General features: G+C 67.2%; 21 protein-coding genes and 1 tRNA gene. 8 read left to right on the top strand and 14 right to left on the bottom strand.

All coding sequences use genetic code 11. From position 1 onward, the window contains the following. Window positions 1-16: 16 nt before the first annotated feature. From IB228_RS15210 to IB228_RS15180, 7 genes are all read right to left on the bottom strand, one after another. A complete protein-coding gene (locus IB228_RS15210; RefSeq protein WP_225562480.1) occupies window positions 17-1,114 on the bottom strand; it encodes an alpha/beta hydrolase fold domain-containing protein in 1,098 nt (365 codons plus the stop codon). Then, a complete protein-coding gene (locus IB228_RS15205) occupies window positions 1,114-3,225 on the bottom strand; it encodes a hypothetical protein (RefSeq protein ID WP_192199083.1) in 2,112 nt (703 codons plus the stop codon). Before IB228_RS15205 ends, IB228_RS15210 begins: the two co-directional genes overlap by 1 nt. Before the next feature lie 4 nt (window positions 3,226-3,229). After that, window positions 3,230-4,480 (bottom strand): MFS transporter, encoded by a 1,251-nt coding sequence (locus tag IB228_RS15200; RefSeq protein ID WP_192199082.1) that lies wholly within the window; start codon window positions 4,478-4,480, stop codon window positions 3,230-3,232. Between the two features lie 161 nt (window positions 4,481-4,641). Then, entirely contained in the window at window positions 4,642-7,191 is a 2,550-nt protein-coding gene (locus tag IB228_RS15195; RefSeq protein WP_192199081.1) for a TonB-dependent receptor, read from the bottom strand. A 64-nt stretch (window positions 7,192-7,255) separates the two neighbouring features. Continuing rightward, window positions 7,256-10,270 (bottom strand): beta-phosphoglucomutase, encoded by a 3,015-nt coding sequence (gene pgmB, locus IB228_RS15190; RefSeq protein ID WP_343227093.1) that lies wholly within the window; start codon window positions 10,268-10,270, stop codon window positions 7,256-7,258. 253 nt (window positions 10,271-10,523) lie between these two features. After that, window positions 10,524-11,483, bottom strand: a complete 960-nt coding sequence (locus tag IB228_RS15185) for a LacI family DNA-binding transcriptional regulator (RefSeq protein ID WP_183640736.1) — start codon at window positions 11,481-11,483, stop codon at window positions 10,524-10,526. A gap of 98 nt (window positions 11,484-11,581) precedes the next feature. Next, window positions 11,582-12,031, bottom strand: a complete 450-nt coding sequence (locus IB228_RS15180) for a DUF1801 domain-containing protein (RefSeq protein WP_183640734.1) — start codon at window positions 12,029-12,031, stop codon at window positions 11,582-11,584. A 263-nt stretch (window positions 12,032-12,294) separates the two neighbouring features. Here IB228_RS15180 and IB228_RS15175 point away from each other — a divergent pair, with 263 nt between their 5' ends. Beyond that, the gene (locus IB228_RS15175) at window positions 12,295-12,927 is read left to right on the top strand and encodes an OmpW family outer membrane protein (RefSeq protein WP_141454340.1); all 633 of its coding nucleotides are present in this window, start codon (window positions 12,295-12,297) and stop codon (window positions 12,925-12,927) included. Between the two features lie 85 nt (window positions 12,928-13,012). Here the strand turns inward: IB228_RS15175 and IB228_RS15170 are convergent, their stop codons facing one another. Then, window positions 13,013-13,549: a DUF1453 domain-containing protein gene (locus tag IB228_RS15170; RefSeq protein WP_183640732.1), complete on the bottom strand. Its 537-nt coding sequence runs from the start codon at window positions 13,547-13,549 to the stop codon at window positions 13,013-13,015. Window position 13,550: 1 nt separating this feature from the next. After that, window positions 13,551-14,429, bottom strand: a complete 879-nt coding sequence (locus IB228_RS15165; RefSeq protein WP_183640729.1) for a DMT family transporter — start codon at window positions 14,427-14,429, stop codon at window positions 13,551-13,553. 78 nt (window positions 14,430-14,507) lie between these two features. Here IB228_RS15165 and IB228_RS15160 point away from each other — a divergent pair, with 78 nt between their 5' ends. Both IB228_RS15160 and IB228_RS15155 read left to right on the top strand, forming a co-directional pair. Further along, window positions 14,508-14,990 (top strand): YajQ family cyclic di-GMP-binding protein, encoded by a 483-nt coding sequence (locus IB228_RS15160; protein WP_141454342.1) that lies wholly within the window; start codon window positions 14,508-14,510, stop codon window positions 14,988-14,990. 7 nt (window positions 14,991-14,997) lie between these two features. After that, complete coding sequence (locus IB228_RS15155) at window positions 14,998-15,552, top strand: DUF1415 domain-containing protein (protein ID WP_192199221.1); 555 nt, start codon at window positions 14,998-15,000, stop codon at window positions 15,550-15,552. Window positions 15,553-15,658: 106 nt separating this feature from the next. On the opposite strand, the gene IB228_RS15150 is transcribed toward IB228_RS15155, so the two are convergent. The 3 genes from IB228_RS15150 to IB228_RS15140 all read right to left on the bottom strand — a co-directional run bounded on the left by IB228_RS15150 (window position 15,659) and on the right by IB228_RS15140 (window position 17,985). Next, window positions 15,659-16,111 carry a transposase gene (locus IB228_RS15150; protein ID WP_192199079.1) on the bottom strand — a complete coding sequence of 151 codons (453 nt, stop codon included), beginning with the start codon at window positions 16,109-16,111 and terminating at the stop codon, window positions 15,659-15,661. Between the two features lie 120 nt (window positions 16,112-16,231). Then, window positions 16,232-16,939, bottom strand: coding sequence for a pseudouridine synthase (locus tag IB228_RS15145; protein WP_192199078.1), 708 nt, complete (start codon window positions 16,937-16,939; stop codon window positions 16,232-16,234). Then, a complete protein-coding gene (locus IB228_RS15140) occupies window positions 16,936-17,985 on the bottom strand; it encodes a class I SAM-dependent methyltransferase (RefSeq protein WP_343227092.1) in 1,050 nt (349 codons plus the stop codon). The genes IB228_RS15145 and IB228_RS15140 overlap by 4 nt, the downstream gene beginning before the upstream one ends. An 816-nt stretch (window positions 17,986-18,801) precedes the next feature. Between IB228_RS15140 and IB228_RS15135 the strand changes: the two genes are divergently transcribed. The 4 genes from IB228_RS15135 (at window position 18,802) to IB228_RS15120 (ending at window position 22,795) form a co-directional block, all read left to right on the top strand. Further along, window positions 18,802-18,868 (top strand) — tRNA-Gln (locus tag IB228_RS15135). Between the two features lie 376 nt (window positions 18,869-19,244). Then, window positions 19,245-20,366 (top strand): slipin family protein, encoded by a 1,122-nt coding sequence (locus IB228_RS15130; RefSeq protein WP_192199077.1) that lies wholly within the window; start codon window positions 19,245-19,247, stop codon window positions 20,364-20,366. Between the two features lie 771 nt (window positions 20,367-21,137). Next, the gene (locus tag IB228_RS15125; RefSeq protein WP_192199076.1) at window positions 21,138-22,358 is read left to right on the top strand and encodes an RtcB family protein; all 1,221 of its coding nucleotides are present in this window, start codon (window positions 21,138-21,140) and stop codon (window positions 22,356-22,358) included. Window positions 22,359-22,495: 137 nt separating this feature from the next. Continuing rightward, complete coding sequence (locus tag IB228_RS15120) at window positions 22,496-22,795, top strand: hypothetical protein (protein WP_183640718.1); 300 nt, start codon at window positions 22,496-22,498, stop codon at window positions 22,793-22,795. Window positions 22,796-22,810: 15 nt separating this feature from the next. On the opposite strand, the gene IB228_RS15115 is transcribed toward IB228_RS15120, so the two are convergent. After that, window positions 22,811-25,303, bottom strand: coding sequence for an FtsX-like permease family protein (locus IB228_RS15115; RefSeq protein WP_192199075.1), 2,493 nt, complete (start codon window positions 25,301-25,303; stop codon window positions 22,811-22,813). Continuing rightward, on the bottom strand, window positions 25,300-25,980 hold the full coding sequence (locus IB228_RS15110; protein WP_318288313.1) for an ABC transporter ATP-binding protein: 681 nt from the start codon (window positions 25,978-25,980) through the stop codon (window positions 25,300-25,302). The genes IB228_RS15115 and IB228_RS15110 overlap by 4 nt, the downstream gene beginning before the upstream one ends. A gap of 131 nt (window positions 25,981-26,111) precedes the next feature. Between IB228_RS15110 and IB228_RS15105 the strand changes: the two genes are divergently transcribed. After that, window positions 26,112-26,735, top strand: coding sequence for an arylesterase (locus IB228_RS15105; protein ID WP_192199074.1), 624 nt, complete (start codon window positions 26,112-26,114; stop codon window positions 26,733-26,735). The last annotated feature ends 135 nt before the right edge of the window (window positions 26,736-26,870 follow it).

The raw sequence follows: 26,870 nt of genomic DNA, 5'->3' as shown, positions 1-26,870 counted from the left end.
GCTGGAACGATCGCCCTCAGCGCGGCTGGCGGCCCAGGCGGCGATCGAAGAAGCGCGCGATCAGGCCATAGGCTTCCTGCGACTCCGGCAGATCCGGATACACGAAGAAGGCATGCCACAGGCCATCGAACAGCACCAGTTCCGCGTCCACGCCCGCGCCCAGCAGCCGGCGCTGCATCGTGCTCACCGCGCTGGCCGCGAAGTCGCGCCCGCCGGCCAGGAACAGGGTGGGCGGAAACTTCGCGAGCAGTTCCGGCGACTGACCGGGATAGGCGACCGGGTCGTCCGCCTGCGCGGTGCGCAGGTACGGCAGGCTCGCGCCACCGTCCGATTGCAGTGGCGGCACGCCGACCGCCAGTTGTCCCAGAGTCGCCGAATCCCCGGCGAACAGCAGGCCGGTGCCGCAGAAGTTGCCGATCGCGCCGGGACGCGGCAGATCCCGCTTCAGGATCCGCGCGGTGGCCTGCGCGGTCAGCATGCCGCCGGCCGAACAGCCGTAGATGCCGATGTTCTCCGCGCGGTACTGCTTGAGCAGCTCGCGGTAGACGGCTTCCACGTCGTCCACTGCGGCCGGGTAGGGATGCTCGGGCGCCAGCCGGTAATCCACCGTCACCACCCGGATGCCGGCGACCGCGGCAATCGGCACCGCTTCCACCAGCGCGCCGCTGCCCGAGCCCCACATGAAGGCGCCGCCGTGCAGGTTGATCAGCACCCGCTGCGCGTTGTCGCCCTGCGCGCCGGCCTGCGGATCCACCACGTGCACCGGCACGCCGCCGATGCGGGTGGCTTCCACCTTGGCCGGATAGCGGCGCTCGGCTTCGGCCAGGCGGTCGTCGTTGTAGCGCTGGTAGAAGCGCCGCTGATCGGCGATGTCGGCCGGATTCGGCCCCTTGCCTTCGCGGGTTTCGGCCAGCATCCGCTCGAACTGCGCACGCGCCTCGGCGCTGGCGAACCGGCTGTAGGGCAGCGACGTGGCCGGCATCGCCACGGTATCCGGCGCGGCCGGCTTGTCCTGTGCGATCGCCGCCAGCGGCGCCGACAGCGCCGACAAACCCAGGGCGAGACGCAACATCGCGCGGCGCCGGTGCGCGGTGAAAAGCAGGTTCTTCTTCATCATTTTTCCTTTCCGGATTCGGCCGCGGGCGCCGCGTCAGGCGGCGGCAGGGCAAGGAACACCGTGCTCCAAAGTTGCGCGGCGTTGGATTCGTCCTCGTGCGCACCCTGCGCGCCAAACGGCTCGACCTGATAGCGGCCGTCGCGGTACGACCACGACCACAGCTCGGAGGTGCGCACCGCGTCGGCGGCGCGGATCGCCCGCCACAGCCGGGCCTGCGCATCGCCCAATGCGGCGCGTGTCTCGGCCGGCAAATCGTCCCGCGCCAGTTGCCGTCGCAGGCCGGCCGCCAGCACCGCCTGCTGCCAGGCCCACACCACCGTGCCGTGGTAGGCGGCGCTGCCCAGGCGTGGCCAGACCTCGCGATCGGCGTAGGCGGGATTGGCGACCAGCAGGCCCACGTCGGTCATCAGGCCGGCCGGGAAAGGACGCATCAGATTGTCGACATCGCGCGCCAGGGACTGCGCATCGGGTCGGCCGAACAGCAGGCGGAAGCCTTCGTCCGAATGCAGCACCGGCACCGGCCTGCCCTGCGCATCCAGCGCGAGCGCCGCGAACGCCAGTTCGCCGTCACCCAGCGCATCGAGCGCCGCGCGATCCGGCACGCCGGCATCGGTGGCGTAGGCACGGATCTGTTCGGCCGCGCGCGCGTTCGGCAACCGCACCGTGAACAGTTCCGCCGCGCGTCGTTCCCAGGTATCGGCGCGTCCCGCGGCGGCGCGCAGCTGCGTGCGCTGTTCCACGCTGGTGTAGCCGTCCAGCAGGCCGCTGTCGAGGAATCCGCCCATCGCGCGCAATGCCGCCGGCATCCATACCGCGTTGACGTCGTAGGGATAGCGGCCGCGCCCCAGACCCTCATTGCTGTCGCGCCACTGTCCCACCGGCTTGTCCGGCTTGAGCGCGATCAGGTTTCGATACGCGGGCTCCTCCGCGAACGCGCGGCTCTGCTCCGCCACGAACAACAGGTTGCGCACCAGCGTTTCGCCGTTGCGACCCTGTTCGCCCCGGCGGGCGAGGAAATCGCGGGCGCGCGCCCGACCGCGCGCATCCTCCAGCAGCCAGGCCGCGGCCACCGGCGGCAGCATGTAGTCGTCGTCGATCATCGTGTAGTCGTAGATCGGCGCGGCGGACGGCTTGCCCTGTTCCTTGCGATGGCGCAGCACCGCGAACTCGCCGATGTCCTCCTCGTGGGCGACTTCGCCATCGGGCGCCAGGCGCGCCAGTACCGCGCCGATGCCGGCCTCCACCGCCTCCGGTTGCAGCACCGGCATCAGCAGGCGCACCGACATCAGGGTGTCGCGGCCGAAATAGGTGTCGAAGCGCCACGATCCGGCCAGGAATTTCTCGTGGTAGCTCAGGAATCGCAGCGCCTGGCGGCTGCGCAGATCGGCCGTCGCGTGTTCGTTGAGCAGGCCGGCGGCGCTGAACGGAACCAGCGGGGTCTCCCCGGTCGAGGCGCGGATGCGCAGCCGCAGCGGTTCGCCGGCGCGGTTCGCGCGCAATACGATTTTCCCGTCCTCGCGCTCGAAGCGGCCGTTCCCGGCCTCCAGGGCGATGGCGTAGCCCGGCGCGCCATCCAGCCGATTGCGTTTCCAGCGGACCGCATCGGCGGAGACTTCGGGCTGCGCGGCGGTCTCGGCCGGATAGGCCTGGCCCAGTTGGTAGTCGCGCAGCACGCGCACGCTGCCGAGCACCGCATCCTTCACCACCAGCCGGGGCGCATCGACGCTGGCCTCGGCCACGATGCCGTTCCAGGCGTGCCCATTGTCGCGGTGGCGCTCGCCCTTGACCTGCCCCAGTGTCCACCGCACCGGCGTGGCCGCCTCCTCGAACCAGACGCCCACGCCGCTGTTGCCGGCCGGAAAGGCCACCAGCACGCGCGGCCGGTCGCCGGAACTGAGCAGCAGGTGCGCGGCGATGTCGCCCTCCTGGTGGAAGGCGTTCTCGATCCGTCCTTCGGTGATGCGGAACTGCAGCGGCGCATCGACCGGCGCGCGGTCGTAGGCCAGCGCCTGGCCCATGGCCGGCAGCGCCAGCAGGCCGGCGAGAAGCAGCCTGGCGCAGGTGTTCCTCGGGAAGAAGGAGGTCTTGCGGGAAGCAGGGAAGTACATCGATTCAAGATCCTCCCGGCACTGCCGGCGTGCCGGCCGGCGCGTTCGCGGCACGGTTGAGCAAGGTCAGCGACAGCAGCAGCACCGCCATCGGCAGCAGCAGCAGGTAGAACGCGCGCGAACCGTCGAAATGGGCGAACAGCTGTCCGGTGATGAAGGATCCGGTGGTGCCGCCCAACGCGGAGAACACCACGATCAAGCCGGTCATCGCCGCGTGCCGCGCCTTCGGCAGCGCGCTCAGCACCACCGAATTGATGGTCGGATAGATCGGCGCCATGAACAGGCCGATCAGCGGGAACACATAGGCGGCCAAAGGCGCGTCCCACCAGCTCGCATCGGTGCGCGGCTGCACGTTGGCCGCCAGCGGCAGCGCCAGCAGGACCAGCGCCGCCATTGCCAGCACGCAGGTGGCCAGCAACCAGAACCAGGGCAACCGCCGCAGCAGGATGCCGCCGCCCAGGCGGCCCAGTGCCAGCGAGCCGGCGAAGATGCCGGCCGCCTGCACGCTGAGGGCGGTGGGCAGATGCAGGATTTCGCGGTTGAAGGTTGGCAGCCAGGTATTGATGGCCTGTTCCATCAGCACGTATAGGAAAGCCGAGACCAGGAACACGATCACCAGCGGGCGCGCCAGCAGGCGGAACATGTCGGCGAAGGATTCGCCGACCGCATGGCCATCGCGCGCCTGCGATTCATCCATCGACGAACCGGCCAGCAACAGGATCACCGCCACGCACAGCCCGGCGATCACCCAGTAGACGTCGAGCCATACCGGATCGCCCGGCGTATCGGGATTGATGAAGGCGGCGAACAGCCATGCGCTGCCGAGGATGCCGACCATGAACCAGCCTTCCACGGTGCTGGTCAGTCCGGCATGCGCACGCTCGCTGTCGGTCAGCAGGCCGATGCTGGAGTAGACCGAAACCTTCACCAGCGCGAACGACACGCCGACCGTGACGTACAGCAGCTTGGTGGCCCAGAACGACTGCAACAGCGGCATGCCCGCGCAGGCCAGCGCCACCAGCCCCAGGCCGAGCATCATCGCCCGCCGGTAACCCAGCCGCGGCAAGGTCGAGGCGACCAGGAACGAGGCGATCGCGATCGGCAGATCCTTGAACGCCTCCAGCGTGCTCGCCGACGCCTTGCTTACCCCGAATCCCTGGATGACCTGCAGGATCACCGCGCCGACCGAGTTCAGCAGCATCGCGAAGATCATGTAGGTCAGGATCAACCCGAGGACCATGCGGGTTCGATTCATTGCTTGCTCCGGGCCATGCCGCCAGGCGGCCGCCGCACTGTGTCATCGCCGGGGCGACAAGGGAACCCGCCGCGCGCGGTCGTGCGGCCGTGCGCGACGGGTGAAAGAAATCCGGGGACGCCTCCCGGGAGAGGAGGTTCAGGCGGCGTCCCCGGCGTGGCTCACCAGCTGTACTTGGCCTGGAAATTGACCTCGCGGCCCTCCAGCGGACGCGCCAGCAACACGCCACCGGCGGTGGTCGCCGAACCGAAGATGCGCGAATTGCTTTCGGTCAGTCCCAGCTCGTTGGTCATGTTGGTGCCGCGCAGGTTGAACTGCCAGTTCTCGCCCACGTTGGAGGTGACGCCGAAATCCAGCGTGTGGTACGAGCCCAGTTCCTGCAGGCCCGACTGGTCCTGGGTGTGATCACCCACGTAGGTGTAGGTCACGTACGGGGTGATGTCGCCCCAGCCCAGCTCGAAACGGTAGCTCGGGGTGAACATGGCGCGGAACTTCGGCTGGCGTTGCAGTTGCTGCCCTTCGATCGGCGCGCAGTTGTCCTCGCCGTTGATGTCGGTATACGGCAGGCACGCGTCGTAGTCGGTGTACTCGCCATCCAGGTAGTTCGCCACCAGCTGCAGGCGCAGGTTCTCGATCGGGGTCAGCGCGCCGATGAAGTTGACGCCGTGCGATTCGGAGCCATAGATGCGCGGGCTGCCGACCGGCGTGCCCAGGCCATCGGTGGGCTGGTACTGCAGGCCGCTGAACACGCGCCGATAGGCGCTGATGTCCGCATACAGCAGCGGCGACTGGTACTTGAAGCCGATTTCGTAGTTGCGGATCTTCTGCATCGGCGGGTAGTTGTCGTTGGTGGTGCCGCGGATGCCGTTGTCGAAGTCCAGGAAGTGGCCACCGGTGTTGACGCGGCCATACATGGACATGTTGTTGGTGAACGAATAGTTGGCACCTGCCGTCCACGACGGATGGGTCTTCTCGTAGCGGTTGCGGGCATAGGTGCCGTTGCACAGCTCGACGTTGTTGTCGTAGATGGTGTTCGGATCGCCGTCCAGGCCACCGGTTCCCGCATTCACCGGACTGCGGTTGCAGACATTGCTCTTGGCATCCTGGTTCTCGAGGCGGCCGGACAGATCGAACAGCCACTTGCCGACCCGCCAGGAATCGGACAGGTACAGCGCCACGTTGGTGGCCTTGCCGTTCTGGGCGATGTGGAAGCCGCTGAAGTCGGCGAAGCCCTGCGGATTGGTGCGGTAGAAGGTCTCGCCGCCATCCACGTAGCTCACCACGATCGGGCGCGCATTCGGCTCGTTGGCCATCAGCATCTGGTTGCCCAGCGACCACTTGTCATCCATGGTGTAGTGGTTGACGTACAGGCCCACCGTCAGGGTATTGCCCTCGAACAGCTCCTTGCTCAGGCGGAAGTCGTTACTGAAGCTCTTCAGGTGCTTGTGGATATGCCACCAGCCCTGCTGGATCACGCTCTGGGTGAGCGGCACCGCGCCGCCGTTGATGTAGTTCGCGGTGGCCACCGATCCGGCCGGAAGCTCGAAGCCGCCCGGCGTGCCGTCGGTGAACAGCATGTCCTGCAACGAAACCGGATTGTTGCCTGAGAACAGCGCATTGGTATCCATGTCGCCTTCGTTGAACAGGAAGCGATCGCTGATCGACCAGCCGTTGTCGAAGGAGTAGTCGAAGTTGCCGCCGAACATGAACAGCTTGGCGCCGCGGCCGTCGGCCAGATCGGCGTTCTTGCCGCCGCCGGGATAGGTCGGCAGCCACACGTGCTGCATGTACTTGCTGTAGTAGGTGTCCTTCAGCGGATCGAAACCGGGATAGGCGCTGAAGTTGTCGGTACCACGCTGGATCAGCGGAATCGGGGTGATGAACTGGTTCTTGTCGTTGAGGTAGCGGGTGTACAGGGTCAGCCGGCCGGCATCGAAGTCGTGCGAGAGGGTGGCGGTCAGCTGGCCGCCCTTGTCCGCCTTGAACTGCGGATCGCGCACGCCGTCGGATTCGCGCCAGAAACCGCCGATGCTGCCGTACCAGCCTTCAGCCACCTTGAAGCCATAGAAGCCGTCGAGCCGCCACAAGCCTTCGTTGCCGTAGGTCAGGCCGACGCTGCCGGATGGTTCCTCGGTGCCGGTCTTCAGGAAGAAGTTGGCGCTGGCGCCCATCTGGCCGTCGGCGAACACCACCGACGGGCCGCCCTGCAGGATTTCCACCGATTCGATGGTGTCGTCGAGGCGGAACATCGACGTGGTCTCGAAGAACGACAGGGTCGGCATGCCGTACAGCGGCGAACCCATCAACAGCGTGGAGAAATACGGCGCGTCGCCGCCGCCGGGAAAGCCGGCGATCTCGATGTTGGCACCGGTCTGGCCGCCGGTGGATTCGGGCCACATGCCGGGCGAAATCTTCAGCAGGTCAGCGGTGCTCTTGGGGTTGGCCTGTTTGATCTGCTCCGCGTTGGCGGTGACGATGTTGAAGCTGGCTTCCAGCTTCCTCACGCCGCCAGCGGTGGCCGTACCGGAGACCACCACCGTGTCCAGCGTGGTGGCCTGGCTTTGGCCCTGCTCGGCCGGTGCCTGTTGCGGTTGTTGTTGCGGCGTCTGCTGCGCGGGCGTGCCGGCATCCTGTGCCAGCACGGCGGATGGAGCCAGTGCGGCGGCGATCGCTACGGACAGGGCGTAGCGGATCAGGTTGGTCTGTTGCATGTGTTCCCTCCACTTTTTCAACAGGTTGAGATAATCCGCCGCGGCTTCTGACGGCCGCGTGCGGTCACGAAGAAACGAAGTCCCTCACACGGAACGCGGCGATGTCCGGCAATACCGCGTCGGCCTGCGGCAGGCTGTCCGCGCTGCCGATGCCGATGGCGGCCATGCCGGCGGCGTGGATGGCCTCGATACCGGCCACCGCGTCCTCCACGCCGATGCACTGGGCTGGCGGGACGCCGAGCGCGGCGGCCACGTCCAGGAAAATTTCCGGATCCGGCTTGGCGCGACGGATGCGCCCGGAGTCGGCGATGTAGTCGAAGCGATCCGCGATGCCCAGCTTGTCCAGCAACAGCGGCGCGTTGCGGCTGGCCGAGGCCAGTCCGATCTTCAGTCCCGCCGCGCGCGCTTCATCCAGCACCCGGATCACGCCGTCGAACAGATCGCTCGGGCCGAACCGCTGGATGGCCTGCACGTAGTAGCCATTCTTGCGGTCGGCCAGCGCGCGCCGCTCCTCGCCGTCGTAGGTCCGCGATGCGCGTTCCAGGATGATCGCCAGCGACGCCATCCGATCCACTCCCTTCAGGCGCTCGTTGACCTGGCGGTCGAACGGCACGCCGATTTCGTCGGCCAGCCGCTGCCAGGCTTCGTAGTGGGTGTGCGCGGTATCGGTCAGCACGCCGTCCAGATCGAAGATCAGCGCGCGCGCCTGGCGCGGGAAGGTCGCCCGCACCGCTTCCAGCGGTCGCGCCAGCGGCTGCAGCTCGGCGGTACCCGGCGACAGCAGCAGCGGCTCGCCCGCGTGGAGGATGGCCAGCTCATCGCCCTCTTCCAGGCGGTAGCGCACACCATCGGCGGCCACGTCCACCCGCAGCACGCAGCCACGCCAGCGCAGGTTGAAGCCGTAGCCCTGCCACGCTTCCGGCAGGGTCGGCGCGAATGACAGCCGGCCGTCCTCCACCCTCAGCCCGGCGAAGCCTTCGGTCAGGCCCAACCAGCTGCCCGCCAGCGCCGCCATGTGAACGCCGTGATCGGTGTTGCGATGCAGGTCGTCCAGATCCACGCGCAGGCTGGCGTCGAAATAGCGCCAGGCCTTGTCCGCGTGGCCGACTTCGTTTGCGAGGACGCCGAACACCGGCGCCGACAGGGTCGAGTCATGGGTGGTGACCGCTTCGTAGTAATCGAAGCTGCGGCGCTTGCGACGCGGATCGAGTCCCTGGCCCGCCAGCACCAGCCCCATCACCACGTCGGCCTGCTTGCAGATCTGGTGGCGGTACAGGGTGAGCGGGTGGTAGTCCAGCAACAGCGGACGGTGCTCGCCGCTCGCCGGCGGGAACGGCCAGCGCGGCTTGTCGAGGAACTCGTCGTCCTGCGCATAGACGCCCTGCGCCTCGTCATAGGGCAGGTACATCGCGTCGGCGGCGCGGGCCCACGACTCGACTTCGATTGCTTCCAGCGCAAGCCGGGCGGCGAGTTCCGCCAGCACTTCCGGCCGTTCCTGGCGCAGGCGGTGCCACGCGGCCACCGCGCGGCGCAGGTGCTGCTGGGCCATGCGGTTGGTGTAGAAATTGTTGTTGACCAAGGTGGTGTATTCGTCCGGCCCGGTCACTTCGTGGATGCAGAACGCGCCGCCCTGGCGCGGATTGAAATGCCCGACCTGCGGCCAGATCCGCGCGGTCTCGAACAGCATCTCCGCGCCCGCTTCGGCAAGGAAGTCCACATCGTCGCTGGCGTCCAGGTACAGGCCGATGCCGTAGGCCACCGCCGCGTTGATGTGGTACGCGGCCGAACCGCTGGGATAGTGCGCCGAGCATTCGCCGCCATCGATGGTGCGCCAGGGATACAGCGCGCCCGTCGGGTGGTTCATCTCGCGGGCATGCGCCCGCGCCGCGTCCAGGGTGCGGAACCGGTAGCGCAGCATCGCGCGAGCCACGTCCGGCGCGGTGAACGCCATCACCGGCAGCACGAACGCCTCGGTATCCCAGAAGCAATGGCCTTCGTAGCCCTCGCCGGTCAGTCCCTTGGCGGCGGTGCCATCCACGCCGTTGCGGCCGGCCGATTGCAGCAGGTGGAACAGGTTGAAGCGCAGCGCCTGCTCGGCGCCGGCATCGCCGTTCACCGACAGCCCCGCCCGCTGCCAGAAGCCGGCCAGCGTGGCCGCCTGAGGCGCGGCAAACCCATCGAATCCGGTATCGACCGCGCGTTGGAGCAGTCGCGCCAGTTCGTTCGCACGCTGCGCCATGTCGCCGTCGTGGACGTAGGCGACGAACTTCTCCACGCCGACCTCGTCGCCGGGCGCCAGTCGGCCGTCGAAGCGCTGTTCGACCCGTCCGGCCGTCGCCTGCGGCGGCTGCGCGAGCAGGCCCGCGCCGACGCGATGATGCTGTCCGCAGCTGAGTTCGAATCCGCGATGCGGCGCGCGTTGCGCGATCCAGGCCATCCCCTCCGCGCTGCCGCCGCCAATCGCCAGCAGCCCTTCGCCGCCGCCGGCGCCGATGCGTGGATCGTCACCCTGGGCGACCGCCTGCCGACCGCTTTCGATCGAGGACACCAGCGCGATTGGTCCGCCGTAGTCGACCGAACGCACCCGGAAACGGATCGCCAGCAGCGCATGCTCGGCGAACGGAACCACCCGTTCGGCATGGATTTCCAGCGTGTGCCCGCCTGCCGTGCGGATGCGCAGGCGACGGCGCAATTGTCCCTGGCGCAGGTCCAGTTCGCGTTCGAACGCCAGCCATTCGGCCTGCGCGAGGTCGACGGCTTCCTCGCCCAGCAGGATCCGGATGCGCTTGCCCTCGGCGACCGGAACCCGGGTATCGGTGTTGCGGGCGAATCCGGCCAGGCGCTCGTGGTAGTGGATGGCGTTCTGCTCGAACGCCGCCGCCAGGAAACTGCCGTCACTGGCGCTCTCCTGTTCCTCGAAACCACCGCGCACGCCCAGGCCGCCATTGGCCAGCGCGAACAGGGTTTCGTCGCGGGCGCGGCGGCGCGGATCGAACGCCGTCTGGCGCAGACGCCAGGGATCGTCCGCCATGGCCATGCCGGCGGTGTCCACCGGCGCCCTGTCCTGCCACTCGCCCACGTGCGCTTCCTCCATTCGCCCTGCCGTCCAGGGACCGTGCGGAGGCACGCTAGGGATTCGTTGTTATCGATGTCAAGTTATCGATAACAAATGCAGGGAGCGGCGGGCCCATGGCGGCCGCGCAGCCGTCCAGGCCACACGACAATTCCGTTTCAGGACAGTGATTTAGCCTTCCGCCAGATGACGTCGGCACGGGCGGAGCCGCACCATCGCGCCTCCCCTGTACACGTTGCGCCGCAGCAGATTTTTGCGCTCAGGTGGCGCGGACCACCAGATGGGTGGGCAGGGTCTCTGAGCTAGCCGGGTCGCCGTCGATCAGCCCACGAATCTTGCGGGCGAGCAGGACGCCGGCGTCGACGAAGTTCTGGTGCACCGAACTCAGCGGCGGGACGTAGGTGGCCCCCAGGGGAGTGTCGTCGTAGCCGATGACCGAAACGTCCTCGGGTACCCGCCGGCCGCGCTCGATCAACGCGCGGATGGCGCCGATCGCGAGCAGGTCGCTGGCGGCGAACAGCGCATCGATCTGCGGATGCTTCTCCAGCAGCGCATGCACCGCCTCCGCACCGGCATTGACGGTGAAGCTGGCGACCGATGGGGTCAGCGGCACGATGCCGTACTTGCCCAGGGTGCCGGCAAAGCCTTCCAGGCGCTCGGCGAACTCACCGTGCGCGGGGTCGCCCAGGAACACCGGCCGGCTGCGACCCAGCGCGATGAACCTCTCCGCCGCCAACGCGCCGCCACGCCGGTTGTCGCTGCCGACCACCACCTGCGATTCGTGCCGGCTGACCGCGCCCCACACCACCATCGGCCTGCCCCAGCGCTGCACTTCGTGCATGGCGTCCTCGTTGGCGCCCTGGCCAAGCAGGATCACGCCATCGGCGGCCTGCACGTTGGGCAGCGCGCCGCCCTGCAGCGAGGTCAACAGTACGCTGTAGCCGGTGGTGGTCAGCTCCTGGGTGATGCCGCCCAGCAGGTCCAGGGGATACGGCCCGGACATCTGCCGCTCCAGGGTCGGCTTCATTTCCACCACCACCGCCACCGTCATGCTGCGGCGCAGGCGCAGGTTGCGCGCGCTGACATTGAAGGAATAACCGTACTGGCGGGCGATCTCGCGGATGCGCTCGCGGGTTTCCGCGTTCACCAGCGGACTCTCGCGCAACGCGCGCGACACCGTGATGGCGGAAACCCCCGCGACCTTCGCCAAATCCGCCATGGTCGGATTTTCACCGGAGGCCGGCGACAGGGGTGCGGCCCCGCGCGACGCGACGCGGGAGCGTGGGGAGGACTTGGACGGACGCCGACTCATGCGGATCAGTGTCGCATGCGCCCGGCCTCGTGGCGCGCGATATGGGTCTCGACCGGCGTGGCCGCGACAATCCGGACCACTTCCGGCAACAGCAGATCTTCCAGCCGCTTGAATCGCAGGCAGCTCTTGCCCATGTCCAGCCTCTTGCCGGCATTCGCGTAGGCCTGCCGCAATTCCGCTTCCACCGGCGAATCGGCATAGACGCACATCAGGTACAGCGCGTAGTGGTTTTTCTGCGCGGCCAGCGCCACGAAAGAAAGCGGCTGGCGGTTGTAGGTCTCCGGATAGCGGGAAAGCGGAACCTCCCAGCTGATCATTCCCCAGTTCATACGCTCCTCGTAGCCCGGCGGCAGATGAAGATTGATCGCATCGCGCACGCTCGCGATCACGTCACGTCGCTCCGCCGGCAGTCCGGCCAGGTACGCCTCGACGGTGGCGGCATCGCTGCGGGGCATGACGCATCTCCTGATGGCGCGAGCGACCTTAACCCAATCCGTGTGTCGCGCCAACGCGTCCTCGACCTTGAAAACGAATTTGCGCCGAACAGTCTGTTGAACAGTTCCGCGTCGTGTCGACAAACGAAAAATGAACGTTCGCTGGATATCGCTGTTGTTGTAAAAAATTCATTTCGCGGACTTGTCTCCATTCATGCGTGGGTCGTTACGGTGCGCACGCCCCAAAAGCATCGGGCCAGAAAAAGAGAAAAAGGAGATCCCCCATGAACAAGTTCCGCACCCTCACCCTCGCCGCTTCGCTGCTGGCGTTCGCCCCGGCCGTCTTCGCGCAGGACAGCACCGCGTCCTCCGATCACAAGCGCTTCGCCGTCGTCGGCGGCTACGCCGTGCAGAAGGTCGATTCCAAGCCGGTGGACAACTCCAGCCTGGATCTGGACGGTGGTTCCGCCGCCACCCTGAGCGCCAGCTGGTACGTCACCCCGGCGATCGCCGTCGAACTGTGGGGCGCCGCCGACAAGTTCGAGCAGCGCGTGCGCGGTGACCAGGGCAAGCTGGGCAACATCGATTCGCAGCCCTACGCCCTGAGCGCCCAGTACCACTTCCGCAACAGCGATGCGCCGATCCGTCCGTTCGTGGGTCTGGGTTACTACCAGGCCAACTACAGCGGCGGCTACAACATCACCGACGGCGCGGGCCAGCACTTCGGCCTGGAAGACACCAAGGGCGCCATCGGCACCGTGGGCGTCGACTTCAACATCAGCCCGTCGTGGTTCGCCCGTGCGGATGCCCGCTACATGCATGGCGACAGCGAGATCACCGGCAACGGCGAGCGCATCGGCCAGAAGGCGGATCTGAATCCGTGGACCGTCGGCATCGGCATCGGCGCGCGCTTCTAAGCGCCAGCCCGGTCACCGACCGGCTTTGCACCTGGAACAGCGAAGGGCCCTGACATCGGGGCCCTTCGTTTTCATGACCCGACACTCAACGGCGCAAGCGCCGCAGTCGCCGATGCAGGCCCCAGGTGCTCGCAAGCGCATAGCCCAGCAGCAAACCCGCCAATCCGGTCAGGCCCGCATGCAGATCACCGGCCAGTACCTGATCACGCGACCATGCCAGGCCCTGCTGGAAGATCTGGACCAGCCCCAGCAGGATCCGTCCGGCCACCAGCAGGGTCAACAGCAAGACCAGCCAGGGGTTGGGCGTATGAAACAGGCCCGCCTCGCGCCATTCGAAGCGACTCGTGGCGACGCCCAGCGCGCCCAGCCCGATGCCGGCCCCCAGGCCCAGCACGGCCTGCGACAACTGATGCGGCCACCAGATCTGGAAGACGGCGCTGAGCAGCAGGAACACGACAAGCCCCACCCACAACAGCCCCAGATTCAAACGCACCTGCCACGGCCAGACGCGCCGGGTTGCCTTGCCGCGGTGGTAGCGCTGCCACAACGACCAGGGAAACAGGATCAGCCACAGTGCGAGCAGCAGCATCAGTCCCAGCGGCAGGAGCAGCAGCCAGGGCACCTCAGGGATGCTCCGCCTCGGCATGCGCGGGCTCGCGGCGCAGCAGATAGAAACCGCTGGCGACGATGATCCCGGCACCGATCCAGGTGACGCCGTCCGGCAACACGCCCCACAGCGCCACGTCCAGCACCACGCCCCAGATCAGCGCGGTGTACTCCAGCGGCGCGATCAGCGAGGCCTCGCCGCGCCGGAACGCCTCGGTCAACGCGACCTGCGCCAGCGAACCGGCGACTCCGATGCCGGCGATGATCCACCCGTCCGCCGCCTGCAGTGGCTTCCATCCGGGCCAGGCCAGCGCGAGCGCCGCGACCGACAGCAAGGCCATGAACCAGACCACCATCGACTGGGTGCTGTCCCGCTGCGCCAACAGGCGCACGGTGATCGCGCCGGCGGCGTAGCAGATCGCCGCCACCAGCACGGCCAGCCCGCCGGCGGTCATCATGCCTTCGCCGGTGGGACGCAGGATGACCAGCACGCCCAGCAGGCCGACCGCGATCGCAAGCCAGCGCCCCAGGCCAACCCGCTCCCTCAGCAGCGGCCCGGCCATCGCGGTCACCAGCAGCGGCGCGACGAACGTGATGGCATAGGCCGTGGACAGCGGCATGCCGCGCAGGCCATAGACGAAACCGGCCATCATCGCCACGCCGAGCGCACCGCGCAGCAGGTGCAGCGGCCAGTGGATGCGCAGCAGGCTGCCGGGCGGGACGGTCAACAGCGCCCACGCCAGCACGAACGGCAACGACGACAACCCGCGCAACGCGGCCACCTGCAGCGGCGGATACTTCGCCGACAGCAGCTTCAGTCCGGCATCCATCAGGGCGAACAGGAGCACGGCCAGCAGCATCAGGACGATGGCGGCGGAATGGGGATGTCGGCGCATGCCGCATTATGACGTCACGGGAGCGCGCCCGCCCATGGATTAGAATGGCCCACCCCCGAATCCATGTTTCCGCCCGCCATGCCCTCCTTCGACGTCGTTTCCGAAGTCAACCAGCACGAACTCACCAACGCGGTCGACCAGGCCAACCGCGAGCTTTCCAACCGCTTCGACTTCAAGGGCGTGGACGCGAAGTTCCTGCTGGAAGAGAACACCATCACCCAGACCGCGCCCAGCGATTTCCAGGTCAAGCAGATGACCGACATCCTGCGCGCGCGCCTGATCGCCCGCAGCATCGACACCCGCTGCCTGGAGTTCGGCGACGTCGAGACCAACCTGGCGCAGGCCAAGCAGAAGGTCACCGTCAAGCAGGGCATCGAACAGAAGCTGGCCAAGAAGATCGCCGCGACCATCAAGGAAGCCAAGATCAAGGTCGAAACCCAGATCAACGGCGACAAGCTGCGGGTCACCGGCAAGAAGCGTGACGATCTGCAGGACGTCATTGCCCTGCTCAAGAAGACCGAACTCGAGCTGCCGTTGCAGTTCGAGAACTTCCGTGACTGATTCCGTGCTGCCCGGCGCAGGCGATTCCGCGCCGGATCCCATCGCTGCGACCCGTCGCTGGATCGAGCGCGCGGTCATCGGCCTGAACCTGTGCCCGTTCGCCAAGGCGGTCTACGTCAAGGAACAGGTACGTTTCGTGCTGAGCGATGCCACCACGCCGGAAGCCCTGCTGGAACAACTGGCCGAGGAACTGGTGCTGCTTCGCGACACCGAGCCTGCGCAGATCGACACTACCCTGATCATCCATCCGGATGTCCTGACCGACTTCCTGGATTACAACGACTTCCTCGACAACGCCGACGCGGCGGTCGAGGCCCTGGACCTGCAAGGCGTCCTGCAGGTTGCCAGCTTCCATCCCGACTACCAGTTCGCCGGCGCCGCGCCCGACGACATCAGCCACTACACCAACCGCTCGCCCTATCCCACCCTGCACCTGCTGCGCGAGGACAGCGTGGAGCGCGCGGTCGCCGCCTTCCCCGATCCCGACGTGATCGTCGAACGCAACATCCAGACCCTGGACCGCCTGGGTCACGAAGGCTGGCGCAAGCTGCTCGCGGATTGACCGCAAGTACGAATACCTTGTGGGAGCGACGTGAGTCGCGATGCGCGGAAAGTTTCAGGGTTCGCGACTTACGTCGCTCCCACAATGACGGCAACGGGAAGGCCGGCTACAACCAGATGCTGTTCCAGTAAGGGTAGTCGCCGATCTGTTCGGCCAAGCCCGCCCGCAACGGATTCCCGACCAGGTAACGGGCAGCGGGTTTCAGCGTGGCCTCGCCGCGTAGCGCGCGGTCATGAAACCCTTTCTCCCATACGCGGACAATCATTGGATGCTCCATGCGAAGCCTGCGTGCGCTGTTGGTCTTCAGTCGCTGCACCACCATCGAAAGATGGTCCAAGCCGCCCACCTCAATCAGGCCATGCCAGTGATCAGGCATCAGGACCCAGGCAAGCAGACGGGATTGATACCAGAGACGCGGGTCCGTGATTGCGCGACAGACACAGCGTGCGGCTGCGGAATCCTGGAATAGTGAATGCCTGGACGCTGTCGTGAACGTCACCAGATAGATCTGTCCGGGCAATGAAAGCCGGCCCCGCCTCAGTTTCGAATAGCCATCCATGGCCGTCCTTCTTCCGTGGATGTCCAGCATCCGTATCAGCGCACGTCCATGCCATCGGGCAAAAGCGCGTCCGGTTGTGGGGATTTCCTGATTCGCGACTTACGTCGCTCCCACAACGACCTATCCGGCGTTCGCGAAAAGCGTTGCGATATCCGCGCCGTCCAGTGCACGCCACTGGCCTGCGGGCAGGTCGTGCAGGGCCAATCCGCCGATGCGGCTGCGATGCAGGGTTTCGACGTGGTTGCCGACGGCGGCGAACATGCGGCGGACCTGGTGGTAGCGGCCCTCGGTCAGGCTCAGGCAGGCGTGTCGCGGGTCGATCACTTCGAGCACGGCCGGTGCCAGCGGCGTGGTTTCGGATTCAAGCATCAGTTCGCCGCTGGCGAACAGGGCCGCCTCGTCGCCGCGCAGGTCGTGGGCCAGCGTGGCCTCGTAGACTTTCGGGAGGTTCGATTTCGGCGAGATGATCCGGTGCAGCAGGGCGCCATCGTCGGTCATCAGCAACAGGCCGGACGTGTCGCGATCCAGCCGTCCCACCGAGGACAGCACCGGCGAACGCAGGCGGAAGCGCGGCGGCAGCAGGTCGTAGATCAGGCGACCGGCGTCCTTGGTCGAACAGGTGTAGCCCACCGGCTTGTGCAGCATCAGCGCCAGGCCCGGCGCGGGATCCAGTGGTTCGCCATCGACGCGGATGTTGTCGTGGTCGACCGGGTCGTCGGCATACAGCACCTCGCCCGCGCCATCGGTGACGCGGCCTTCGCGGAACATCAGCGCGACCTGCTTGCGGCTGCCGTAGCCGAGATTGGCGATGTGCTTGACGATCTTCATGCGCGGCCCGCCTTCACCGCCTCGATCACCTTGAAGCCTCCCCGTTCGGCGAACGTGCGGACCTGCGCGAAGCCGCTGCCCAGCGCCGACTCGTACGGCAGGTGGCGATTGGCGACCAGCCACAACCGCCCACGCGGCTTCAACGCGCCTGCCGCCACTTCGATGAAACGCCGGCCGATGTCGGGACGGTCGCCCCGACCCTGCGCATGGAAAGGCGGATTCATGACGATGAAGTCGTATTGTGCGGACACGCCCGCGGTCACATCGTGCCAATGGAACGACAACGCGGCGGAAGCATCCCGCAGGTTCTCCCGCGCCAGCGCCAGCGCGCGCGCTTCGGCCTCGTAAAGGTCCAATGCAGTGACACCCGGACAGCGCCTCAGCACCTCCGACGAGAGATAGCCGTAGCCCGCGCCCAGATCCGCGCCGTGTCCGGCCAGATCTGTTGGCAGGTGTTCCACAAGCAGCGCGGAGGCGGCATCGATGCGGTCCCAGGCGAACACGCCGGGGCGACTGACGAAACGCCCTTGCAGGATGGGACGCGGTGCATCCAGCCGCCGCCATTCGGCCAGCAACACTTCATCGCGCGCGGGCGCATGCGTCCAGAACACCCGGCAGTGGTATTTGCTGAGCGTCCCGGACAGCGGTGCGATGCGCTTGAGATCACCCTCGCCCGCCTTGGCGCCTTCATCGTTCGGCATGCTCGCCGCGATCACCCCACCCGACGCGGCGAGTGACAACGCCTTCGCGAACAGCGCCCGCGCTTCCTCGCGCTGGCGCGGCGGCAACACCAGCACCAGTGCATAGCCTTCGGCGGGCGCGTGGGACGATGCTTCCTCGACCACCTCCAGGCCCGCACGCATCAAACCATCCGCGGCGGGCTTGAAGCTCTGTTCACAGACCAGCCTGTCCAACGGGAATTGCCGCAGGGCCCAGCCGTCACGCGCGCGCAGGAACAACACGGGCCCTTCCGGCCAACGGAGATCGCCCTGCTGGAAGGGCAACAGCAGCGCGTCGAGCGCGGGATCTGAATGTGCGTGGGACACGTAGGCGTCATCAAGTCGAAACGAACGCGGCGATTCTACCCGTGCCCAAGGCCATCGCCGACGTGACCGCAGGCGTGATCGATCGCGCCGTCGGTCGACCGGAAGAAAATAGAAGTTAAAAAAGTGTTGCATCTTCAAAACAACCGGCGTATCGTGCGCGGCCTTCGCCCTCGTGGCTGTTTTTTCACCGAACCGATTTCCATGACCCGCCTTCCCGCCAACACGAACCTGTTTGCCCTGTGGCCCTGCCACGGCGCGGACGCGTGCGTCCTGTTGCGTGGCGTCGAAGGCGCGCGGTACCTGGATCACTAATCACGGCTGACTCCCTGGGAGATCGGCCACCCCGATCTCCCGAGGCACGCGAACGCCCTCGGGTCGCAAGTCCCGGGGGCGTTTTGTTTTTGGCGTTCGCGGAGGATGCGCATGCATCGAGCAGGTTTCGTTCCATCCGACAGGGAAACCCCTGGTTTCCGCCCTGGAGCATCCGGGTAGCGCGCCTGCGCGCCCCGAGGCAGGGGCGCGGCTGCAACCGGCGCATGTGCGCTGCGTGGTGATGCTCCGACGCGAGCGGCGTTCGGATGGAACAACGAAATGGGCGCCATGCGCCCGCACGGATTGCCGGTTGGCGACAGCCGGCAATGCGGAACATCTTCGAACACGTCTCAGCGGTACGGGCTTGTGTCCCGTCCGGTGCGTGCGGCGCTGCCGTGGCGTATGCCGAAACGTGGGAACGGGTGTTCCACTTGACGATGGCCGAGGGGTCAGGCACCGGCGGCAACGCCGACTACACCGGTTCGATTCCGGGACGTCACCACTGGATAGCTCAGCTGGGTAGAGCATCGGTTCCTTGATACCGAGAGTCGCGGGTTCGACTCCCGCTCCAACACATGGCCTTTCACGTCATGACATCGGGACGAAAGTCCCTTCCAGGAAACGCCCGGTGCGGCGTGCCGAACCATGCAAGGGAATGCGTGGAGACGCACGACGCAGCGGGGCTGGTGCCGGAACCGAGCCCTGGCGGCGGACGTTCCCCATCGATGGCTGACGGCAGGATGCCGGCCGCGCATCGGTGACGGAATCTCCGCCGGCAGCGCCGGACTCCCGCTCCGGTCGCGTCCACGGGCGTTTCCGCCTTTTTCAGATGGCGCCGCATCGCGCGGCGTCGTCAACACCTCGGCACGGCAACCGTTCCCCCGTGCGGAAACAGCCATCCGGGAACGGACCACCAGAGCCAACAACCACATAAGGAGACATGTGCCATGTTCTGGACCAAGAAGGTCGTGATCGGTGACGGCGAGCGCGGCCTGGTGTATCGCAACCGTCAGCTCGAGCGTGTGCTCGAGCCGGGCGTCCACAAGTTCTTCGACCCACGCGGCGAACTGGGCATCACCGTGCACGCCATCGCGCGGCCGGAGTACGCCGGCAACGATGCCGACGTGCTGATCGCGCGCATGGACATGCTGGCGCCGTACTTCATCCTGGCCGACATCGGCGAGCAGGAAGTCGGCCTGGTCTCGAAGAACGGCAAGCTGGAAGACGTCATCCTGCCGGGCGGCCGCAAGCTGTACTGGAAGGGCCTGGTGCGGGTGGACGTGCGCAAGGTCGCGCTGGATGGCCTGCCGGAAGTCGATGCCGCCGTGGCCCGTCGTCTGCGCCAGCTCGGCGCATTGTCGAAGGTGGCCGTGGTCGCCGACGTGCCTGCCGAGTTCACCGGGCTGGTGTTCGTCGACGGCAAGCTGTCGAAGACGCTGGCGCCGGGTGCCTACGCCTTCTGGAATTTCCAGAAGAACGTGGTCGTGGACATCGTCGACTTGCGCGTGCAGGCGGTCGAGGTCTCGGGCCAGGAACTGCTGACCCGCGACAAGGTGTCCCTGCGCGTGAACCTGGCCGCGAGCACCCGCGTCGTCGACGTGGTGGCCGCACGCACCAAGGTGGCGAAGATCGGTGATCACGTGTACCGCGAGCTGCAGTACGGCCTGCGCAAGGCGGTTTCCGCCAAGACGCTGGACGAACTGCTGGGCGACAAGGCGTCGCTGGACGCCGACATCTTCGCCCACGTGCGCGGCCAGATGACCGGGCTGGGCATCGAGGTGCTCGGCGTGGGCGTCAAGGACGTGATCCTGCCGGGCGAGATGAAGGACATCCTCAACAGCGTGGTCCAGGCCGAGAAGTCGGCCCAGGCCAACGTGATCCGCCGCCGCGAGGAGGCGAACGCGACCCGTTCGCTGCTCAACACGGCCAAGCTGATCGAGGACAGCCCGGTGTTGATGCGCCTCAAGGAGCTCGAGGCGTTGGAGAAGATCACGGAGAAGATCGACAAGCTCACCGTGTTCGGCGGCCTGGATGGCGTCATGAAGCAGCTGGTCAGTTTGAAGCAGTAGCAGCACGGCTCCCTCCCCTCGCAAGCGGGGAGGGGGCTTTCACCATTCGACTCCTTCTCCAAGCATGGGAAAAGAAGGGCAACGCCGGCTCCTCCCCCGCTTGCGGGGGAGGGTTGGGGTGGGGGAAGTCGGAGCAGGTGATATCGGTTGAGCGGGGCAAGCATCGAGCATTGTGATGCCTGCTCGATGGTACCTGGGTGTCTTCGTTCGCCCCCATCCCAACCTTCCCCCGCACGCGGGGGAAGGGGCTTTCACCTTGCCGCTCCTTTCCCGCGCACGGGGAAGGACCGTAATCCAGGCTCCCTCCCCCGCTTGCGGGGGAGGGTTGGGGTGGGGGGAAAACCGGAGCAGGTGATGTCGGTTGAGCGAGGCAAGCATCGAGCGTTGTGACGCCTGCTCGATGGATACCTGGTGTCTTCGTTCGCCCCCATCCCAACCTTCCCCCGCACGCGGGGGAAGGGGCTTTCACCTTGCAGCTCCTGTTCCGCGCACGGGGAAGGATCCGCACTACAGGCTCCCTCCCCCGCGCGCGGGGGAGGGCTGGGGTGGGGGAAAACCGAAGCAGGTGATGCCGGTTGAACGAGGCAAGCATCGAGCGTTGTGACGCCTGCTCGATGGTACCTGGGTGTCTTCGTTCGCCCCCATCCCAACCTTCCCCCGCACGCGGGGAAAGGGGGCTTTTCATTACATCGGTCCTTTCCGTACACGGAGAGAAGGGCTAGTCCCTTCCCATTCACCGGAGAGGGCGTTTCATTCTTCAAGGAAGAGATCATGAACACTTCAAACTTTGAATTGCTGCATGCCGAGGGCAGCACCACGCCGATCAAGGGTTGGGTGCGCGGCGTGCCGCTGGAAGCCGAGGCGCATGCGCAATTGCGCAACATCGCATCCATCCCGTTCGTCGGGCCGTGGGTGGCGGTGATGCCGGACGTGCACCTGGGCAAGGGCGCGACCGTGGGTTCGGTCATCCCGACCCGCGGGGCAATCATCCCGGCGGCGGTCGGCGTGGACATCGGCTGCGGCATGGCCGCGGTGCGGACCACGCTGCGCGCCAGCGATCTGCCCGACAGCCTGGCGCAGTTGCGCAATTCCATCGAGCGCAGCGTGCCGGTCGGCAACGGGCGTGGCGGCGAACACCACCGCCTGCCGGACAGCATCGCCAGCCGTGTGGCGGAATCAGGCCTGGCCCAGCGCCTGGACGTGATCAAGCAGAAGCACCGCAGGATCCGCACCGACAAGCTCGACAACCAATTGGGAACGCTGGGTGGCGGCAACCACTTCATCGAAATCTGCCTCGACGAGGCCGATGCGGTGTGGGTGATGCTGCACAGCGGCTCGCGTGGCACCGGCAACCTCATTGGCACCTACTTCATCGAGCGTGCCCGCGAGGCGCTGGCGCACCGCGTGCTCGGGTTCCATCTGCCGGACAAGGATCTTGCCTTCTTCATGCAAGGCGAGCCGCTGTTCGATGACTACGTGGAAGCGGTGTCGTGGGCGCAGGACTACGCGCGCCACAACCGCGAGGCGATGATGGCGCGGGTGCTGGCGGAAATGCGCCACCGCCTGCCGAAGTTCCAGTTGGAGAAGCTGGCGGTGAACTGCCACCACAACTATGTGCAGAAGGAAACGCACGGCGGGCAGGAACTGCTGGTGACCCGAAAGGGCGCCGTCAGCGCGCGTGAAGGCGAGCTGGGCATCATCCCGGGCAGCATGGGCACGCGCAGCTACATCGTGCGTGGCAAGGGCAACACGGACAGTTTCCACAGCTGCAGCCACGGTGCCGGTCGTGTCATGAGCCGTACCGCCGCGCGTCAGCGGATCACGCTGGCGCAACACCGCGAGGCGACCGCGCACGTCGAGTGCCGTAAGGACGAGGGCGTCATCGACGAATCGCCGGCCGCCTACAAGTCCATCGACGCGGTGATGGCCGCGCAGACCGATTTGGTCGAGGTGGTCCACACCTTGCGCCAGGTGGTCTGCATCAAGGGGTGAGCCACGGCTCGCCCCTTTTTTTGGCTGTCAGTCCGGGCCTTCGCGGGCTCTTCGCATTCTCGGAACATTGGCTTGATCGGCACCGAACGTTTCGCCTGTCATGCTCGGCATTCCCCCAGCACAGCGAGGTGAAGGCCATGCGAGCCATGTTCGTCGGCGGTGTCATCGACAACAAGGAAATGGACCTGGACGAGGGGCGTCCGCCGGTTCACTATCCGGAAAACACCGGCGCGGGCCAGCCGCGCTACCGGCTGCAGTACGTTGGCGAGCGCGACGACGGCAGCATCGGTTTCGCGGTCTATGGCGCGCCGGACCTGGCCGATGAGGAGATCGCCCGGATCATCGAGGAACGCGCCTATGCGCGCCGGTTCGACGCGCAACCGGTCAAGCCGCCGGAACTCTCGGGCGTCGATCACGACGGCGGCACCGTCCACTAGCGCCGCGCATCCGGATCAGTTCTGCAGTTCGCGCAGGGTCACCGAGGGCGGCGCGTCGAGCACGCGCCGCGTGGCAAACATGCCGGCCGCCAAGGCGGCCAGCAGGCCGATGCCGCCACCCACCGCCGCCAGTTGCCAGTTGGTGCGCCAGGGCAGTTCGAACACCTGGGTGGCGATGACGCCGGCCAGCACCGAGGCCGCGATGGCCGCGACCAGCCCCGACAGCAGGCCGATGGCGGCGAATTCGGACGCCTGCGCCAGCCTCAGCTGGCGGCGGCTGCCGCCGAGCACCCGCATCACCCCGCCTTCCAGCAGACGCTCGTCCTGGCTGGCGCTGATCGCCGCCAGCAGCACCAGCACGCCCGCGGCCAGCGAGAACCAGAACACCACCTGCACCACCGTCGAGACCTGGTCGGCGGTGCTGCGGACCTGCTTGAGCACCGCATCGACATCGATCACCGACAGGTTCGGGAATGCCGTGACCAGATTGCGGGTGAAGCGCGTCTGCGCCGGCGGCACGCTGACCGCGGTGATGTAGCTGGCCGAGTAGGCATCCAGCGAACGCGGCGATGCGAGCACGAAGAAATTGGGCCGGAAGCTCTCCCAGTCCACGCTGCGCAGGCTGGTGATGCGCCCTTCGAAGCTTTGACCGGCGATGTCGAAGGTGACCCTGTCGCCAATCTTCCAGCCCAGCGATTCGGCGAAGTCCTCCTCCACCGACAGTTCGGGCGAAGCCGGCACGCCGGTCCAGAACTTGCCGGCCGTCACCACGTTGTCGTCGCGCAAGCGATCGGCCACCGACAGGTTGAACTCGCGGTCGGCACGCCGGCGGGTGCGCTCATCGGCTTCGGCATAGTCGTCGCCGCTCGCGGGTTTGCCGTTGAGCTCAATCAGCCTGCCCCGGATCATCGGGTACAGCGTGGTTTCACCCAGTCCCTGCGCGCGCAGGAAATCCCGCACCGGCGCGACCTGATCCTGCTGCACGTTGATGATGAAACGGTTGGGCGCATCCGCCGCCAGCGCCATCTGCCAGCGATCCAGCAGGTCGGTGCGCACGAAGGTCAGCAGCAGCAGCGCCATCAGGCCCAGGCCAAGCGCGGAGATCTGGGCGATGCTGGTGCCCGCGCGCCGGCTGACGTTGGCCAGGCCGTAGCGCAGGCTGCCGCGCAGGCGTCCGCGTACCCGCCGCACGACCAGGATCAGCGCCCACGCCAGCACCGCGAGAACCGTCAGCGTGGCAAGGATGCCGATCAGCATCGCGGTGCCCAGCGTGGCCGAACCGGCCTTCCACCACAGCAACGCGCCCAGTCCGATGAAACCGGCCAGCGCCACCAGCCACGCGCTGGGTTCGGTCGGATCCAGATCCCGGCGCAGCACCCGCAGCGCCGGCACCCGCCGCAGCGCCAGCACCGGCGGCGCGCCGAAGGCCAGCAGCACGATCAGCCCGACGCCGTAGCCCTGCCAGGCCGGCAGCAGGCCCGCCGGCGGTATCGATATCTCCAGCGTGCGCTCCAGCCAACCGCCGATCGCCCATTGCAGGCCGAAAGCGATTGCCACGCCGACCGTGCAGGCAATCAGTCCCAGCAGCAGCAATTCGCCCACGTGCACGCCGACCAGCGTGCGTTGGCTGGCACCGAGGCAGCGCATCACCGCGGTGCCGGACAGATGGCGCTCGCTGTGGCGGCGCGCGGCCATCGCCACCGCGACCGCGGCCAGCACCACCGACACCAGCGCGGCCAGGCCGAGGAAGCGGCCGGCGCGGTCCAGCGCGGAACGGATTTCAGGTCGCGCGTCCTGGATGGTTTCCAGCCGTTGTCCGCGCGCCAGCTGCGTGCGCGCGGCGGCGGTGAAGCGTTCGACGCCTCCGGCATCGCCCGCGACCACCAGCCGGTAGCGGATACGGCTGCCTTCCTGCACCAAGCCGGTCGCCGGTACGTCGGCGATGTTGAGGAACACCCGTGGCGCGACGTTGAAATAGTCGAGCGCGGCGTCCGGTTCCTGCACCACGCGGGCGGCCAGCCGCAGCTGGATGTTGCCGATGCCGATGAGATCGCCTTCGCGGGCACCGAGGGTGTCGGCGCCCGCCTGGGTCATCCACAAGGTGCCAGGGGCGGGAATGCCGCGTGCATCGTGCTCGCCCCGCGCGTCGATGATGCGGAAACTGCCGCGCAGCGGGAAGCCTTCGCCGAGCGCGCGCAGCTCGCCCAGCTTCAGATCCTCGCCGGCGCGGATCATGCTCTGGAATTCCAGGGTCTCGGTCTGCCGCAGGCCCGCGCCACTCGCGGCGCCGCGCAGTTCCTCGCTGATCGGCGCGTCACCGCGCACCACCGCGTCGCCACCCAGCAACCGGTTGGCCTCGATGGCCAACGCGCGTTCGGCGCGATCGGTGACGAAACCCACCGCGGTCACCGCCACCACCGCCAACACCAGCGCGGCGAACAGGATGCGGATGTCGCCCGCGGCCAGATCCCGGCGCAGCTGGCGCCAGGCCATCTTCAGCGTTCTCATGCGGCGCTGTCCGCGATCAAGCGACCGCTGTCCAGCCGCAGGTGGCGGCCACAGCGCGCGGCGAGATGTTCGTCATGGGTGACCAGCACCAACGTGGTGCCGGCTTCCGCATTCAGTGCGAACAGCAGTTCGATGATCGCCTGCCCGGTGTGGGTATCGAGGTTGCCGGTGGGTTCGTCGGCGAACAGCAGCGATGGCCGGGTGACGAACGCGCGCGCCAGCGCCACGCGCTGCTGCTCGCCACCGGAGAGCTGGCGCGGGTAGTGACCCAGGCGCTGGCCCAACCCCACCTTCTCCAGAATCTGTCGCGCCGACGCCTCGACGTCGGCATCGCCGCGCAGTTCCAGCGGCAGCATCACGTTTTCCAGCGCGGTCAGCGAAGGCAGCAACTGGAAACTCTGGAACACGAAGCCGACCTTCTCGCCGCGCACCCGCGCGCGACCATCCTCGTCCAGCGACGACAGCGGTTCGCCTTCCAGCACCACCGTGCCGCCCGAGGGCGTATCCAGGCCCGCCAGCAGTGACAGCAGCGTGCTCTTGCCCGAACCCGAAGCGCCGACGATCGCGACCGTGGCACCGCGCGGAACGCGGAAACCCACGTCCTCCAGGATGGTCAGATCGCCGCCTGGCAACCCCACGCGCTTGCCCAGGCCGCTTACCTGAAGCGCGTCTGTCACGGGAGTACGAGGTGCGGTGGAATCGGCCATGATCATCTCTATGCTGATGCCCCTCCATCATTGGGAGCACGGATTAAATGTTCTTTAAGAACATCCGGTATGGGGCCGCCCGGACCCGCCTGCAATGTGCCATGAGTACCGCCCTGCTGCTATTGGCGTCGCTGCTGGCGCTGCCGCTGGCCGCGCAGGCGCCGGCCGCCGCCGCGCCACGCACCGTCCTGGTGATGGGCGATTCGCTTTCCGCCGCCTACGGCCTGTCCGCCGCGCAGGGCTGGGTCGCGCTCACCGCCGAACAGGTCAAGCGCACCCGGCCGGGCTGGCGGGTGGTCAACGCCAGCATCAGCGGCGAAACCACCGCCGGTGGCGCCTCGCGCATCGCCGCCGAACTGCAGCGCCATCGCCCGGCCATCGTGGTGATCGAACTGGGTGCCAATGACGGCCTGCGCGGCCTGTCGCTGGCGCAGACCCGCGCCAACCTGGACAGGATGATCCAGGCGGCGCGCAAATCCGGCGCGCGGGTGATGCTGATCGGGATGCGCATCCCGCCCAACTACGGCCCCGACTACACGCGCGGTTTCGAAGCCAACTTCAAGGCGCTGGCGGACCAGTACAAGCTGCCGCTGCTGCCGTTCCTGCTGGAACCCGTCGCCCGCGACCGCGCCAACTTCCAGGCCGACAACCTGCATCCGGTGGCGGCGGCGCAGCCGAAGATCCGCGACCACGTCTGGACGGTGCTGGCCCCCCTGCTGAAGTGACGGTCCCGGGGCCGGCCGGCGGGGCGGGGTAGGTTTTTTCCTACAGCACGTAGCGGAATCCGCTGAATGTGCAACGCCTCGCCTCCGGGCAGGCTATGCAACCGCGCAGGACGCGCGTCTGCTGGTTTCCGGAGG

Origin of the sequence: Pseudoxanthomonas sp. PXM04 (assembly GCF_014851695.1) — a bacterium.
Classification (GTDB): domain Bacteria; phylum Pseudomonadota; class Gammaproteobacteria; order Xanthomonadales; family Xanthomonadaceae; genus Pseudoxanthomonas_A; species Pseudoxanthomonas_A beigongshangi.
Note: the sequence above shows the minus strand (reverse complement) of the source record. Positions and strands in the feature narration are given on the sequence as shown.